Origin of the sequence: Salmonella sp. WC3 (assembly GCF_042932255.1) — a bacterium.
Lineage (GTDB): Bacteria > Pseudomonadota > Gammaproteobacteria > Enterobacterales > Enterobacteriaceae > Salmonella > Salmonella enterica.
This window is the reverse complement of the sequence record NZ_CP170629.1, coordinates 2,057,592-2,071,647: the sequence shown is the minus strand read 5'-3', so window position 1 is coordinate 2,071,647 and position 14,056 is coordinate 2,057,592. Positions and strand designations below refer to the sequence as shown.

Sequence of the window (14,056 nt, the reverse complement as noted above, 5' to 3'; positions counted from 1 at the left end):
GAGAGCATATCTTTAAATAGACGTAGCGAATCGCTACACACCTGATTAATCTGAGGAGTAGTACAAATGGCAAAGATTCTGGTGCTCTATTATTCCATGTACGGACACATTGAAACCATGGCGCACGCGGTGGCGGAAGGGGCAAAGAAAGTCGACGGCGCAGAGGTCATTATAAAGCGTGTGCCAGAAACAATGCCGCCTGAAATCTTCGCAAAAGCTGGCGGTAAAACGCAAAACGCACCGGTTGCCACCCCACAGGAGCTGGCGGATTACGATGCCATTATTTTTGGTACGCCAACCCGGTTTGGCAATATGTCAGGCCAGATGCGTACCTTCCTGGACCAAACCGGCGGACTGTGGGCATCCGGCGCGCTATACGGCAAGCTCGGCAGCGTGTTCAGTTCTACCGGAACGGGCGGCGGCCAGGAGCAGACCATCACCTCGACCTGGACTACTCTTGCCCATCATGGGATGGTGATCGTCCCGATAGGCTATGCCGCACAGGAACTGTTTGACGTCTCCCAGGTTCGCGGCGGCACGCCTTACGGCGCAACGACTATCGCCGGAGGCGACGGTTCACGTCAACCAAGCCAGGAGGAACTCTCTATCGCTCGCTATCAGGGGGAATACGTCGCCGGTCTGGCAGTCAAACTCAACGGCTAATCTTCAACAGGAGGATTCGAATGCCAACTCAAGAAGCAAAAGCGCACCGCGTCGGCGAATGGGCAAGCCTGCGTAATACGTCGCCGGAAATTGCCGAAGCCATTTTTGAAGTCGCTCACTATGACGAGAAACTGGCAGAAAAAATATGGGAAGAAGGTAGCGATGAGGTGCTGATCAAAGCCTTTGAGAAAACGGACAAAGACTCGCTCTTCTGGGGCGAACAAATCATCGAACGTAAGAACGTATAACACAAACGCCCCCGCCTGCGCGGGGGCATACGGCTATTTTGCGGCAGTGTTCATGACGTTATCAAACTTATCCAGCGGACAGAAGCCGTTCGCATCCACCGGACATCCTTTCAGTTCCAGCGTTACCCTTTGCGCAGGCGATTTGAGCGTTAACGCTTCCGCATTACGTAACTGCCGGGCGCTCTGGTAGACATACTCGATTTTCATCAAATCCCGGTTAGCGTTACCGTCATGCCAGCGTTGGAAGACAAGCTGACCACCAATCGGCGTTCTCTCATACTGGTCATGGAGCTGATAGGGTTTAAAATCCAGCGCCGTCAGCAGCGACGCGATATTGGAATCATGCCCCACCAGCACGGTAACCTTCGGCGCGCTAACGCGCTCGGCAACCAGCACCTTATCGATATACTTCACCAGCGGCGCAGCGACATTGCGCGCCACCGTGGGTGAGGTAAACAGGCTGTCCTGATAGCCGTTTTTCAGTTTTGACAGCACCTTCCACTGCCGATCGGTGTGGATCCCGCCCCAGGCGACCTGATCCATCGGAAACCCTTCGTAATATTGCAGGGTAAACGCATCCACCAGCGAGTTCCCTACTTTAAGCGGCCCCTGCACGCCAGGCTCTTGCTGATAGTTCGCGCTGAAGGTATCTTTCGCGTCGATTAGCGAACACTGATGCTTCTCTTTGCAGGACGGCGAGTCCTGATAATGCGTTATCTGCTCAAGCAGTTTATAACTCTCATCAAGATGTAGCTGACTACGCGCCTTTTCCATCGCCTGTACGGCCTGTTGCCGGAACGCGGCGGAATCATCGGTAATTACCGGATTGAAGGTAGGGTCCATAGTGCCCATTTTTTCCTGATGATGAACAGGAATATCACAGCCGGGGAAAGCGCCGGTAATGAAAAATTGCGCGGTGGCGACGGTGCGCTGCAAACTATTCGCATAGGCATATACCGTGTCGGGCGCCGGACATTCTCCCGACGGTATCAGCCCCTGCGCGACCAGCCATTCACGTGTGTAGTGTCCCATATAGACTTCCAGCACGCCGCCTTTCGTCGTCAGTTGCCCGCCAGGAACGTCCCACGCCGGCCAGGCGTTCGGCGTCGACTGCGCCAGTACGCTGCCATTATTCGCCAGCGGCGCCCGCAGATTATGGCGGCTCATCATCAGCACCTGTTGTAATTGATAACCCTCCGGCGTTGTCTGCGCCTGTACGGCGGATGACAACAAAACAGCCCCTGCCACAGCAACAGCGAGTAATGATTTTTTCATCCCTATGACCTCTTGTTGTTATCAAATCGTTCTGAGTGTGACAGAAATGGATCATTTTTCCGGGAACGATTTCGCAAAACGGGGGTTTTTCTTACAGTAAACGCGTTAGCGCCGGGAAACCCCGGCGCATATTCAGAACGTTTTTGCCCACCACAGCCGAAGCTTCATGCCCCAATAGCTGGTCCAGCCGCTGGTGGTGAACACAACCCGACCTTGTGAAACCACCACCAGCGTTGGCGTCACGCTGATTTCCCATCCAGCGGATAAGGCGCCGTTAGCATCATTGATGACCGGGAAGTCAACGCCCTTGCGCGCCAGCCAGCGGGCAACCTCAGCGTCATCGCCGGAGCGGAGCGCAACGGTCATGACGTTTTCCCCTTCCGCCGCCAGGCGAGCGACCGCAGGCGTAGTAAAGCGGCATACCCCGCACCAGCTGGCCCAAAAATAGAGCAGTACGGGGCGTTCTTCGCTCAATGTCGCCAGAGTTGTCGACTCTCCCGTCAGCGTACGTAATGGTGTCGCGGCAAACGCCGGAGGCGCCTGCGGCGCGCGCCAGACGTCCATGACCACCATTATCGCGATGAGGAGCGCCAGAAAAACCGCGGCTTCACGCAGCCAACGCCGCAGTTTACCCGCCATTGGCAGCCGCCAGTTTTTCTTTCACCACCGCTTCCAGCGTATCCCAGGGCACCGCGCCCGGAATCAGCTCGTCGCCAATGATCGTCGCTGGCGTTCCATGCACGCCGACCAGCCTTGCCAACTGCAAATTAGTGCGTATCGTTTCCATGCTTTTTTCATCCAGAGTCACTGGCGTAGCCCCTGCTTTCTGCTGGGCCTGTTTAATACTGTCATCCGTATGGTAACCGCGCTTTTGCATGAGTTTTTCATGTAGCGCGAGGAACTGTTGCGGATGCTCGCGCCAGGTGGTCAGCGCAATACGCGCCGCCAGTATGGAACTCTCTCCTTTAAATGGCAGCGGTTTAATAATGACCGCAACGTCAGGATATTTCTGCACAATCTTTTCCAGCATCGGATCGAGCTGTTTGCAGTACGGGCAGTTGTAATCCGTAAAGTTCACCAGCGTCAGCTTAGGGTGTTTAGCGCCTATCCGCGGGCTGGCAGGATCGTTAAACAACGCCGCATGGATCAGATTTTCAATCTGCTTTTCCTGATCGGGCGTAAAAGGAGCGGTTTCTTGCGCGATGCTCAGCGTTGAAAACAGCGCCAGCAGTAAAACAATCGTGTATTTCATTGGGTTATTCCTTTCGCTTTTTTCAACGTTTGTAATACCGCATCGCGGGTCAGCAAAGTGGGCAGTGCCTCCCCTTCCGGCAAGCCGGGGCCATATACCTGATTAAACGGCACGGCGACCTGGCCACGCGTTTTCAGAAAATCTGTAATGGCATCGGACGGCAGCGTCCAGTCTCCCCGCAGCGCCACAACATCCGGTTGTTGCAAGGCGGCCTGCACATCCTCTTTTTGCAGGACGTTGTATTTATTCACTTTACAGGTAATACACCAGTCCGCAGTGACATCGACAAATACCCGCTTATGCTGCGCCAGCGCCGACTGGATTGCCTGTTCACTCAACGGTTGCCACTGAACCGTGTCTTGCGCGCTCTTTGACGCAGTGAAGCCGAAATGCGGCAGGAGTAACGTCGCCAGCCAGATAGCCGACCCCAGCATCATCAGACCGAGGATCCTACGCAGGACATTCATCCAACGCCCGGGGCGCGGTAAACGTAGCGCAAGCCCTGGTCGTATCGCGACCAGTAGCCACGGCGCGCTCATCCCCAGGCCTAGCGCAAGGAACAGCCCCCACAGCGTCGGCAACGACGCCGTGAGCGCCACCGCGACCGCCGTGCCCAGAAACGGCGCGCTACAAGGCGTCGCCAGCAGCGTGGCGAATGCCCCCTGCCAGAAATGTCCCGACATACCGTTACCGCCGTAAGTGGCCAGTTTCGTGGTCATAGATGAGGGAAGCCTGAACTCAAAAAGCCCGAACAGGCTGGCGCTAAACAACAACATCACCAGCGCCATAAAACCAATAAACCATACATTCTGGAACTGGACTCCCCAAGCCAGCGCATGGTTTGACAGGCGAAGGAGGGTCATAAACGCCGCCAGCGCCATAAATGACGCAATGATACCGGCGACCGAAGCCAAAAATTGTCGCCTGATGTGAGAGCGGCTTTTTTCCTCTACCAATAAAATAGAGCCAAGTTTCATGCCCAGAACCGGCAGTACGCAGGGCATTAAATTAAGAATCAGTCCGCCGATCAGCGCCATCATTACAACTTGCCAGAAAGGTAGCGCCGCATTGTCCGGCGTTTGCGCTGGCGCAGCGCCAATGGTTTGCGTGCTCTCCTGGGCGATAGCGCCATCGGCTAACACGAGGGTCAGCGATTTGTTGCGCAAATCGGGCGCCTTTTCGCCCCAACTGTCCGTCACCGGCACCGTCGCCTGTAACCTGTCGCCCTCTACGCGCAGGCGAGGCTTCGCAAAATCGACGTCATCTATGGTGTCAAGATAGAGCCCGGGCGATGACCAGCCCGCCGCTCGCGTAGCAGTGACCACCAGTTCTCCCGGGCGATAGCCGACCTCAAGCGAGTCCGTCAGTCCACTGCGGAGCGGAACTTTACCCATCGCCCGCGCATAGTCATGGGCAAAATCGGCATTCTGCACAGTGGGCGTCACGGAAAAGGGGTAATCGGTCAACAGACAAACATTGCTGCAGGTTGATAACGTCAACACACCGCTCAAGGTCGCGGGCGGCGTACCGCGCACGATCATCGGAAAGGTCACCTCGTCGTGATATCCCTGGGTGGTGATATTCGCCACATCAAAGCGCGAGGGGGTTGGCCAGAACCAGCTTACCTCAGGCATGTCGCCTTTCCAGGCGATAGAGGGCGCCACGCCCCCTTCCCCCGGCGCGCGCCAGTAGGTTTTCCAGCCGTTTTCCAGTTTGACATCCAGCAACAGCCGGGTCTCACCGTTAGCGGACGTATCGGCACGTAGCCGTATGCTGGCATGGTCGTTATCGGGCGAACGCAGCCAGCCGCTTTCCGCCGCCCAGGAGACGGGCAGCCAAAGCCATAACAGGCAGAACAGTATCTGCCTGAACAAAATCATCATATTTTTTCTCCGTGAATGAGTAATTAACCGTTAGCAATAACCGGTCTGTCATTCACGGAAGACACAAAATCGTAGATGTACCCGTAATGTGGGCGGCGAAATAGCCCGTGGAGGCGAAAAAGGCAGGCGCATGACCCGGACAGGCGCCAGTAAGGAAAGCAGTAGACAAAGCGCAAGGATAGCGCCTTCAAAGAGTACCGGAGGCGCCGCCAGCAGCGACTTGGCGCTTAATTCGCAGGGGGTGACCGGCGAGCCGTCATCTGTCGAGGAGGGAGCGCTGACCACCGCAGCAGAGGCCGTCGCCTGCATCTGCAAGGCGTGCAGGCCCGCCATGCGTTGCGCGGTACAAACCATTACCACGACACATGCAAGGCAAAGAAACCACCAGCCCATCCGTTGTTGTTTCGCCATTGCGCCCTCACTGTTTAACGCGAGTTATCTTAGCCACTGGCGCGGTTTTGGCAACCTTTCCCCTGTAAAGTTATGTCGGCGCGCTGCGCAACCTTCTGATAGTCGAACAACGTAATTTATTCTTACTAATGATATAATTGGTGTTTTCATACGCACTTTTCAGGTTTACCCTACACTTAGTGGAGAAACCTTTTTGGGGTCCCTTCTGTATGTATTGATTTAGCGAGATGATGCTATGGAACTTAAGGATTATTACGCCATTATGGGCGTGAAACCGACGGACGATCTCAAGACGATTAAGACCGCCTATCGCCGACTGGCCCGCAAGTACCATCCAGATGTCAGCAAAGAACCCGATGCCGAAGCCCGTTTCAAAGAGGTTGCTGAAGCATGGGAAGTGCTGAGTGATGAGCAACGGCGCGCCGAGTATGACCAGTTATGGCAACACCGTAACGATCCACAATTTAATCGCCAGTTCCAGCAACACGAAGGCCAGCCGTATAACGCCGAAGATTTTGATGATATTTTCTCGTCTATTTTTGGTCAGCACGGTCGCCATTCGCACCACCGCCACGCCGCACGCGGTCATGATATCGAAATTGAAGTGGCGGTATTCCTGGAAGAAACGCTGGAAGAGCACCAGCGTACGATTAGCTATTCCGTCCCCGTTTATAACGCGTTCGGCCTGGTGGAGCGGGAAATTCCCAAAACATTGAATGTGAAAATCCCGGCTGGCGTCAGCAACGGGCAACGAATCAGACTGAAAGGCCAGGGCACGCCGGGGGAAAACGGCGGACCTAATGGCGATTTATGGCTCGTTATCCATATTGCCCCGCATCCGCTCTTTGATATTGTCAATCAGGATCTGGAAGTCGTCCTTCCGCTTGCCCCATGGGAGGCGGCGCTCGGCGCTAAGGTGTCTGTGCCAACGCTTAAAGAGCGTATTTTGCTGACCATTCCCCCCGGCAGCCAGGCAGGTCAGCGGCTGCGTATCAAAGGAAAAGGATTAGCCAGTAAAAAGCACACTGGCGATCTCTATGCCATCATCAAAATCGTTATGCCGCCGAAACCTGACGAGAAAACAGCTGCCCTGTGGCAACAACTGGCGGACGCGCAGTCGTCCTTTGACCCACGCCAGCAATGGGGGAAAGCATAATGGCTAACATCACTGTCACCTTTACCATCACCGAATTTTGTTTGCACACCGGCGTGACGGAAGAGGAGCTAAACGAAATCGTCGGACTTGGCGTAATTGAGCCTTACGAAGACGATAACGCCGACTGGCAATTCGACGATCGCGCAGCGAGCGTGGTACAACGCGCGCTACGCTTACGCGAGGAGCTGGCGCTCGACTGGCCTGGGATCGCGGTCGCGTTAACGCTGCTGGAAGAGAATTCACGTCTGCGCGAAGAAAACCGGTTACTGCTGCAACGCCTTTCTCGCTTTATCTCGCATCCCTAATCCACGATAAAGGCAATAAACCGAGGGTGGGCTTTCTGCCCACCCCGGATTTACATGCACCCGGTATAATACCAGAATGCCTCTGACATACTTCCCCCAACGGAAGAAATATAGCCTTTCACCGCGCACAACCCGATCAACGAACCGCCAATGTCAGCCATTAATGCGCCATTGCGAAGATCATCGTTTAAATAAAGACCAGCCACACGTTCACATTTTTTAGATACGTCGGTTATTTTTACACGTTAGCGATCATTTATTGCCTGAAGAATATATTCTTTCACTGTTTTGTACTCTCTGGTTGATACGTACCTTCTCCCTGTCAATGCCGGGTAAAATGTACCGCTGCGCTTACAGGTTGCGGTATTTATAAATAAGAAATACAACAGTCACTTACAGTTTAATAATTGAGCGTTATAACATCCACTACCGCCCAATATTTACACCACGCCTAAAATACAAAAATGTAATAGAATGTAAACAAAATAAGAGCATAAAATAAATAACTTATTAAAAAATCAATATAAATAGAGTGGTCAATAAAAAACGATCGTTTTCAACGAGTTATGTTTCTCAGATTTTCATCTATCCTGAATAGGCTTGCGGAAAATGTAATTTACACCATTGACTATTTCACTTAAAAGGTTTCTGTAATGGAATGGAAGGTCGTTGATACAGTTATAAGTCCCTCTACCGGAGTGTCGTTCTCATGCATACATAGCCTAAAAAATCTTAGATTGACCTTATGGTATCAGGCAGATGTTTACATGCCTCCAGGTAGCATTATCATCCCCTTTAATAAGGGGGTCTTAATAAACGATAAACTTTATCCCGTTACTGTTTACAACGTTACCAGGTTTAATCCTGTTCTATGGAAATCGCTTAAAGAAAATAGCCACTGTCCTGGTAACTGCAATCCTAAACCAGAAGCCTGCAGTTATCCTTTCGAGTGTCTGGTATCCGTTTGTCCATTTGGTTTAACCAGAAATATTCAAATAGATAATAAGAAAGTTTAGGAAATAAAGTATGCATTAGCCATACTACTGATTAAGTGTATTCGCGCACGTTTGCAGTATTTTGCAGTTAAATATGTTTGATATAAAAATTGTACAGTTCGGATATTTTTTGATTCGTTTAATCTAACCTTCACTTTGGCAACGAGGAGCCGGTACAGAGGATATTACTGATGGCCGGCAGACAAAGAAACGCATTGCTTTTAACACTGTATAAATTCCATCCGTGACATTCTTATTTAGTAATATTTCACCAGAGCAATCATCTTACCTTTATTGTGCATAAAAATCAGCAAGTAGTGTTTAGAAAAAATAATGTTTTAGACAAAAGCTCTGCGCGTCATGCTGATCGCCAAAAGCATAACGGGCTGACATCATGTCAGCCCGTGGGTTTACCCCTGCCCTGATACTTACGGTACGCTTATCGTCATATTGTCATGACCGACAATGACAGGGCCCGGGTAATTTTTCATGGCTTCCTGTTGCCAGACGTCATCCGCAACCGTCGCAGGCACCAGATGACTTAACACCAGTTTTTTCACGTGGGCCTCGCGAGCAATCTTACCGACATCTTCAATCGTGGTGTGATGCGACGCAATCGCTTCAGCCAGCGTTTTTCCGTTGCCAATACTATTAGCCAGTTTTGCTACCGAGGGGACATGTACCGCCTCATGTACCAGGATATCCGCCCCCTGGGCAAACGTTGCAAGCGGCGGAAACCAAGACGTATCGCCAGAGAAGACGATTCGCTTACCCTGGGTATCAAAACGGTAAGCAAACGCTTCACCGTCCGGGAAAGGGGAATGAGGCACTTTCAGCGCGCTTATTGTGACCAGTTCATCTTTATAGATGACGCCCTGGCCAATATCGGTCGCCTTAACCAGGTTGCGCGGATCGGGTTTCCCCTCTTCTTCCATGCGTAGCGTGATATCCCTGTCAAAGACCTTCCAGCTAGCCTTCGTCATCGCCTGGGTTCCCGGCGGGCCATAAACCTGTATGGTATGGTCTTGCAGACCACTTGCCCAGGCATTCATCAGCAAGGAAGGATAATCCAGTATGTGGTCGCTGTGCAGATGGGTAAGCAAAATAGTATTGATGTTGCGCAGTGGAATGCCATTTTTCACCAGTTGCAGACTGGCGCCGTAGCCGGCATCTATCAGCCATATTTTATCGCCGATAGTAAGCGCCGTCGCTTGCGGTAGTCTGGCTGTATTGAGCAAAGAAGGCCCGCCTTTGGTGCCCAGTAAAACAATGTTGATCTCTTGAGGCGCAGGAGCACCGGCAGCAATGGCAAGGTGGCTTTGCGCCAGCATACACACCGCCAGCATAGCGACGCTTTTTTTCATCATGTTTTTACTCTTCTTAGTTGAGAAAAGAGGGAACTTCACGTTGGCGAAACTGCGAAGGAGAACAGCCAGCAAGGCGATTAAAGAAACGGGCGAAATAAGCCGGATCTTTAAAACCTAATTGCCAGGCGATCTCGTTGACAGCATTGTCGGAAAAAAGCAGCAGTCGTTTCGCCTCGCGTAATTGCCGATCAAAAATCAGGCGTTTAGGCGGGCGATTAGCAAAACGTCGGCAAATATCGGTCAAACGAGATTCGGTAATATGCAGCTCGCAGGCATAATCGGGCACCGTCCAGTGCTGATGGAAGTGGTTGTCAATTAACAGGGTAAAGCGCTGAAAAAGTTTCAGTTCACCGCGCATCCCGGTTGCGGCGTGATCGTCCAGCTTCGCATTACGCAACAGCAAGGTAAATACCGCCTGCGCCAGTAGCACCAGGGTATGTTCGCAGCCAGCCAGTTGTTCCGTGGACTCCCGCTCAATTAGCTGCCAGTAATGTTTGAGCGCCGCCAGCTCGTTGGGTTTATCCGCCAGCGACAGACAGATTCCCGGCAGGCCGAAGGCCTCTCTGGTGCCGGGATAAAGTACTTCCAGCAGCGGCCAAACCAGCTCTTCGCGTACCGTCAGAACATGACCATCGCTATCCGATTCGGTAATAAAAGCATGCGGCACCGAGGGCGGCGTAAGCACAAATAGCGGCGCCTGCACCGAATAGCGATGATCGTCGAGCTGTAGCTCAATCTGCCCGGTATCAAGAAAGTGCATTTGAAAAAACTGGTCGTGGCGATGCGCCTGCATATCACGACCAAAGAAATCCGCCATACGGGCAAACGACTGATAATGCACATCGTTACTGCCCATGCTTTCGTCATACTCTTTGCTGATATCAATATTGGCGATCGCACGTTGGCACATAGTTTCTCCTCAAGGGGTGGCGCGCGGACGCGATGCTTTCATGGGAATGAGCCAGATAATGGCGGCGCCGACGACTAACAGAGAAGCGACAAACCAGAGTCCGCTATTGAAGCTACCGGTGATATCTTTTAGCCAGCCAATCATAAACGGGCTAAGTGCGGAGCCAATATTGCCGGTGGCATTGATGACCGCAATGCCTATCGCCCTGGCGCGTAAACTGATCGACTGATCCGGCGTGGTCCAGAAGATCGCCATCGCGCTAAAGGAACCCGTGGATGCCATCACGATCCCCAGGAGCTGGATCAGGTTATGGTCGGTCGCCGACGCCAGCAGCCAGCCCGCGGCGGCAAACAGGAACGGCAACGCCGTGTGATGTTTACGCTCCTGATGCTTGTCCGAATGGCGGCTCCAGTAAATCATGCCCAGAATAGTACAAATCTGCGGGATCGCCGCCAGCAGGCCGATGGTGATATTGCTGCTGCCTTCATTAAAACTTTTCAGGATTTGCGGCGTCCAGATACTAATGGCGCTAAGCGTATTGGTAAGGCAAAAATAGGCCAGCGTATACATCAGTACAATTGGCGTGAATACTTCGCGCCACAGATTACGCTGCTGCATGGCGTTATGGCTGATGGCCCCCTCCGGCTGAACCAGCGTCAGGCGGTCATTATCCATCATCTCCTGCAAACATTTTTTATCCTCTGCCGTCAGCCATTTGGCTTTTGCCGGGGTATCATCCAGGTAAAACCAGACCATAATGCCTAACAAAACTGACGGAAATCCCTCCAGCAGGAATAACCACTGCCATCCATGCAGATTGAATATGCCGTCCAGCGATAAAATATAGCCGGAGACAATCGACCCCAACGCGGTAGTGGCCGGCATGGCAATCATAAATAATGCATTGGCGCGGGCGCGGAAAAATGCCGGGAACCAGTAGGTTAAATAGAGCAATATTCCTGGCAAAAAGCCCGCTTCGGTAATGCCCACCAGCATTCGCAGCACATACAGGCTTTTCGGTCCCACCGCGAACATCGTGGCGGTAGATGCAATGCCCCATAGCACCATAATGGTCGCAATCCAGCGGCGGGCGCCGACGATGCTCAACATCACGTTGCTGGGAATGCCGAAAATGACGTAGGTGGCGTAAAACAGCGTCGTGGCAAGACCAAACATGGTGGCGCTTAACCCCAGATCCTGCCCCATCGTCAACCCGGCAAAACCAATGTTGATACGGTCTAAAAACGAGAAGATAAACAACACGAATAAAAATACGATCAGTCGGCGGAACAGTTTATTTATGACGGTTTGTTGACCCGTGCTGAGCGCGTTGTGCGAACGGACAGACTCGGGGCTTTCCGGAAGTGCAGATGATGTGTCGCTCATTTTTTTTTCCTCTGATGGGAATTTTTGTAGGGTACTACGGTTGCCCGGTAGCGCTACGCTTACCGGGCCAGGCTTAATAGACGCCGGACGCACCGGACAGTTTTTTTTCTGCGCCAAAGCGCGCCGCCAGCGCCTCCGCTCCGCGCGCCAGCAGCGTGGTGTCAACGCCGACGGCGACAAATAGCGCCCCCAGTTCCAGATAACGTTTCGCCAGTGCTTCATTGGTCATCAGAATCCCCGGCGCTTTCCCCGCCGCGCGTATCTGCACGATGGCGTTCTCAATCGCCGCCTGCACTTCCGGGTGCTGCGGATTGCCGGCAAAGCCCATATCGGCGCTGAGGTCCGCCGGGCCGATAAACACGCCGTCAATGCCATCCACCTCGAGAATTGACGCCAGATTGCTCATCGCCTCACGCGTTTCAATCTGCACCAGTACGCACATGGCGTCGTTGGCCTGGTGGAGATAGTCCGGAATGCGGTTCCAGCGCGATGCCCGCGCCAACGCGCTGCCCACGCCGCGAATACCAGCAGGCGGATAACGCGTAGCCGCCACGGCGTTTCGCGCTTCATCGGCATTCTGCACCATCGGTATCAGCAGCGTTTGCGCGCCGACGTCGAGCAGTTGCTTAATCTGTACCGGATCGTTCCATGACGGACGCACCACCGGCTGGCTGGGATAAGGCGCAATCGCCTGCAACTGGGTCAACACCGTCTGCACGTTGTTTGGCGCGTGTTCACCGTCGATCAGTAGCCAGTCGAAGCCGGCGCCCGCTAACAGTTCAGCGCTGTAACTGTTGGCAAGCCCCAGCCACAAACCGATTTGCGGACGCCCCGCTTTTAACGCGTCTTTGAAAGCATTTTTCATCGTTTTTTCCTTACACAAACCGGCAACTGATCGCGCCCATGTTGCCGTAATCGACATGGAAGGTGTCGCCCTTGCGCGCCGGCACCGGGCGGGTGAACGAGCCGCCGAGGATGATCTGCCCGGCTTCAAGCTGGACATCGTAGGGGGCAAGCTTGTTCGCCAGCCACGCCACGCCGTTGGCCGGATGATTCAGCACGCCTGCGGCGACGCCGGTTTCTTCGATCACGCCGTTGCGATAGAGCAGCGCGGAAATCCAGCGCAGATCCAGCTCGTCTGGTTTGATGGGACGACCACCGAGGATCACCCCGGCGTTGGCGGCGTTGTCGGAAATGGTGTCGAACACTTTGCGCGGGCGCTGGGTTTCCGGGTCGATGTTGTGGCTGCGGGCGTCAATCAGTTCCAGCGCCGGAATCACATAATCCGTGGCGTTGTAGACGTCGAACAGCGTGCAGTGAGGGCCGCGCAGCGGTTTCGCCAGCACAAACGCCAGCTCCACTTCAATACGCGGGACGATAAAACGGTCGGTGGGGATATCGCCGCCGTCATGGAAGAACATATCGTCAAGCAGCGCGCCGTAATCCGGTTCGCTGATTTGCGAGCTGGCCTGCATCGCTTTTGAGGTCAGGCCGATTTTGTGGCCTTTGAGCGTGCGCCCTTCGGCGATCTTGATATTGACCCATTCACGCTGTACGGCATATGCATCTTCAATAGTGATGTTGGGATAATCCAGCGACACTGCGCGAATCTGTTCACGCTGTTTTTCAGCCTGATTAAGTCGCTGAGCGATCAGGGTATGGGTCTGTTTATCGAGCATAGTTGCTTCCTGTTACGTCATTCGGTGCTGCTGCGCCGGGTGGCGACGCGGGTGCGTCTTACCCGGCCTACGGTTCGGTATTGCTTCGTGCATCGTTTTTTTGTAGGCCCGGTAAGCGCAGCGCCACCGGGCGAAAGAGTGTGCTATTTAAATAACGCGTGTACGTTGTTTTGTTTGTAATTGAGCGTTGGATGTAACTCGGCAATCTCAAACGACAGCGCCAGATAGCGGTTCTCCATCAGGTCGGCGAAGTGGGCTTTAATCAGCCCAAACAGCATTTCGCCGACTTCCTGACGGCTCTCCAGGCTGCGCCCGGCGCCGATTTTCAGCGTCATATGCACAAACGCGTAATCATGCTTACCGTCAGCCATCTGCCAGGTATCCAGCCAGTGGGCGCGACTGCGGATACCGCCGATGGGGAAAATCCCGCTGGCGGCCAGCGCCTCGTTTACCTTGCTGAACAAGCTGGGTAAATCAGCCTGCTCGCGAATATTTTCAGTACATTCAGCAATAAAGTGCGGCATAA

The 14,056-nt window shown here is 53.4% G+C and carries 16 protein-coding genes; 5 read left to right on the top strand and 11 right to left on the bottom strand.

Going from position 1 to position 14,056, the window contains the following annotated elements:
• Positions 1-66 precede the first annotated feature (66 nt).
• Positions 67-663 carry an NAD(P)H:quinone oxidoreductase gene (gene wrbA, locus ACFK9X_RS09840; protein ID WP_001062898.1) on the top strand — a complete coding sequence of 199 codons (597 nt, stop codon included), beginning with the start codon at positions 67-69 and terminating at the stop codon, positions 661-663.
• 20 nt (positions 664-683) lie between these two features.
• Complete coding sequence (locus ACFK9X_RS09835) at positions 684-911, top strand: YccJ family protein (protein ID WP_001143125.1); 228 nt, start codon at positions 684-686, stop codon at positions 909-911.
• A gap of 33 nt (positions 912-944) precedes the next feature.
• Here ACFK9X_RS09835 and agp read toward each other — a convergent pair whose 3' ends face one another.
• The 5 genes from agp to ACFK9X_RS09810 all read right to left on the bottom strand — a co-directional run bounded on the left by agp (position 945) and on the right by ACFK9X_RS09810 (position 5,732).
• Complete coding sequence (gene agp, locus ACFK9X_RS09830; protein WP_080193320.1) at positions 945-2,186, bottom strand: bifunctional glucose-1-phosphatase/inositol phosphatase; 1,242 nt, start codon at positions 2,184-2,186, stop codon at positions 945-947.
• A gap of 132 nt (positions 2,187-2,318) precedes the next feature.
• Complete coding sequence (locus ACFK9X_RS09825; RefSeq protein WP_000907528.1) at positions 2,319-2,825, bottom strand: protein disulfide oxidoreductase; 507 nt, start codon at positions 2,823-2,825, stop codon at positions 2,319-2,321.
• Positions 2,815-3,438, bottom strand: coding sequence for a DsbA family protein (locus tag ACFK9X_RS09820; protein WP_151116294.1), 624 nt, complete (start codon positions 3,436-3,438; stop codon positions 2,815-2,817). The genes ACFK9X_RS09825 and ACFK9X_RS09820 overlap by 11 nt, the downstream gene beginning before the upstream one ends.
• Entirely contained in the window at positions 3,435-5,321 is a 1,887-nt protein-coding gene (locus ACFK9X_RS09815; RefSeq protein WP_151116291.1) for a protein-disulfide reductase DsbD, read from the bottom strand. Before ACFK9X_RS09815 ends, ACFK9X_RS09820 begins: the two co-directional genes overlap by 4 nt.
• A 48-nt stretch (positions 5,322-5,369) precedes the next feature.
• Positions 5,370-5,732, bottom strand: a complete 363-nt coding sequence (locus ACFK9X_RS09810) for a copper resistance protein (protein WP_001118902.1) — start codon at positions 5,730-5,732, stop codon at positions 5,370-5,372.
• A 235-nt stretch (positions 5,733-5,967) separates the two neighbouring features.
• On the opposite strand from ACFK9X_RS09810, the gene cbpA reads away from it, so the two are divergent.
• From cbpA to ACFK9X_RS09795, 3 genes are all read left to right on the top strand, one after another.
• Positions 5,968-6,888 (top strand): curved DNA-binding protein, encoded by a 921-nt coding sequence (gene cbpA / locus ACFK9X_RS09805; RefSeq protein WP_000420603.1) that lies wholly within the window; start codon positions 5,968-5,970, stop codon positions 6,886-6,888.
• Positions 6,888-7,193, top strand: a complete 306-nt coding sequence (cbpM, locus tag ACFK9X_RS09800; RefSeq protein ID WP_001284251.1) for a chaperone modulator CbpM — start codon at positions 6,888-6,890, stop codon at positions 7,191-7,193. The genes cbpA and cbpM overlap by 1 nt, the downstream gene beginning before the upstream one ends.
• Positions 7,194-7,846: 653 nt before the next feature.
• Entirely contained in the window at positions 7,847-8,209 is a 363-nt protein-coding gene (locus ACFK9X_RS09795) for an anti-adapter protein IraM (protein ID WP_001537781.1), read from the top strand.
• A 407-nt stretch (positions 8,210-8,616) separates the two neighbouring features.
• On the opposite strand, the gene ACFK9X_RS09790 is transcribed toward ACFK9X_RS09795, so the two are convergent.
• The 6 genes from ACFK9X_RS09790 to ACFK9X_RS09765 form a co-directional block, all read right to left on the bottom strand.
• Positions 8,617-9,555: an MBL fold metallo-hydrolase gene (locus tag ACFK9X_RS09790; RefSeq protein WP_023209874.1), complete on the bottom strand. Its 939-nt coding sequence runs from the start codon at positions 9,553-9,555 to the stop codon at positions 8,617-8,619.
• A gap of 13 nt (positions 9,556-9,568) precedes the next feature.
• Positions 9,569-10,465: a 4-hydroxyphenylacetate catabolism regulatory protein HpaA gene (gene hpaA / locus ACFK9X_RS09785; protein ID WP_000336602.1), complete on the bottom strand. Its 897-nt coding sequence runs from the start codon at positions 10,463-10,465 to the stop codon at positions 9,569-9,571.
• Positions 10,466-10,474: 9 nt separating this feature from the next.
• Positions 10,475-11,851 (bottom strand): 4-hydroxyphenylacetate permease, encoded by a 1,377-nt coding sequence (gene hpaX / locus ACFK9X_RS09780; RefSeq protein WP_151116289.1) that lies wholly within the window; start codon positions 11,849-11,851, stop codon positions 10,475-10,477.
• Positions 11,852-11,924: 73 nt separating this feature from the next.
• On the bottom strand, positions 11,925-12,716 hold the full coding sequence (gene hpaI, locus ACFK9X_RS09775) for a 4-hydroxy-2-oxoheptanedioate aldolase (RefSeq protein WP_151116287.1): 792 nt from the start codon (positions 12,714-12,716) through the stop codon (positions 11,925-11,927).
• A 10-nt stretch (positions 12,717-12,726) separates the two neighbouring features.
• Positions 12,727-13,530 (bottom strand): 2-oxo-hept-4-ene-1,7-dioate hydratase, encoded by an 804-nt coding sequence (gene hpaH, locus ACFK9X_RS09770; protein WP_000884795.1) that lies wholly within the window; start codon positions 13,528-13,530, stop codon positions 12,727-12,729.
• Between the two features lie 143 nt (positions 13,531-13,673).
• Positions 13,674-14,054: a 5-carboxymethyl-2-hydroxymuconate Delta-isomerase gene (locus ACFK9X_RS09765; RefSeq protein ID WP_001119857.1), complete on the bottom strand. Its 381-nt coding sequence runs from the start codon at positions 14,052-14,054 to the stop codon at positions 13,674-13,676.
• Positions 14,055-14,056: the final 2 nt, after the last annotated feature.

What these genes read in the sequence shown, in the direction of transcription:
- wrbA (WP_001062898.1), top strand. Translation starts at nt 67, where the DNA reads ATGGCAAAGATTCTGGTGCTCTATTATTCCATGTACGGACACATTGAA.
- ACFK9X_RS09835 (WP_001143125.1), top strand. Translation starts at nt 684, where the DNA reads ATGCCAACTCAAGAAGCAAAAGCGCACCGCGTCGGCGAATGGGCAAGC.
- agp (WP_080193320.1), bottom strand. Translation starts at nt 2,186, where the DNA reads ATGAAAAAATCATTACTCGCTGTTGCTGTGGCAGGGGCTGTTTTGTTG.
- ACFK9X_RS09825 (WP_000907528.1), bottom strand. Translation starts at nt 2,825, where the DNA reads ATGGCGGGTAAACTGCGGCGTTGGCTGCGTGAAGCCGCGGTTTTTCTG.
- ACFK9X_RS09820 (WP_151116294.1), bottom strand. Translation starts at nt 3,438, where the DNA reads ATGAAATACACGATTGTTTTACTGCTGGCGCTGTTTTCAACGCTGAGC.
- ACFK9X_RS09815 (WP_151116291.1), bottom strand. Translation starts at nt 5,321, where the DNA reads ATGATGATTTTGTTCAGGCAGATACTGTTCTGCCTGTTATGGCTTTGG.
- ACFK9X_RS09810 (WP_001118902.1), bottom strand. Translation starts at nt 5,732, where the DNA reads ATGGCGAAACAACAACGGATGGGCTGGTGGTTTCTTTGCCTTGCATGT.
- cbpA (WP_000420603.1), top strand. Translation starts at nt 5,968, where the DNA reads ATGGAACTTAAGGATTATTACGCCATTATGGGCGTGAAACCGACGGAC.
- cbpM (WP_001284251.1), top strand. Translation starts at nt 6,888, where the DNA reads ATGGCTAACATCACTGTCACCTTTACCATCACCGAATTTTGTTTGCAC.
- ACFK9X_RS09795 (WP_001537781.1), top strand. Translation starts at nt 7,847, where the DNA reads ATGGAATGGAAGGTCGTTGATACAGTTATAAGTCCCTCTACCGGAGTG.
- ACFK9X_RS09790 (WP_023209874.1), bottom strand. Translation starts at nt 9,555, where the DNA reads ATGATGAAAAAAAGCGTCGCTATGCTGGCGGTGTGTATGCTGGCGCAA.
- hpaA (WP_000336602.1), bottom strand. Translation starts at nt 10,465, where the DNA reads ATGTGCCAACGTGCGATCGCCAATATTGATATCAGCAAAGAGTATGAC.
- hpaX (WP_151116289.1), bottom strand. Translation starts at nt 11,851, where the DNA reads ATGAGCGACACATCATCTGCACTTCCGGAAAGCCCCGAGTCTGTCCGT.
- hpaI (WP_151116287.1), bottom strand. Translation starts at nt 12,716, where the DNA reads ATGAAAAATGCTTTCAAAGACGCGTTAAAAGCGGGGCGTCCGCAAATC.
- hpaH (WP_000884795.1), bottom strand. Translation starts at nt 13,530, where the DNA reads ATGCTCGATAAACAGACCCATACCCTGATCGCTCAGCGACTTAATCAG.
- ACFK9X_RS09765 (WP_001119857.1), bottom strand. Translation starts at nt 14,054, where the DNA reads ATGCCGCACTTTATTGCTGAATGTACTGAAAATATTCGCGAGCAGGCT.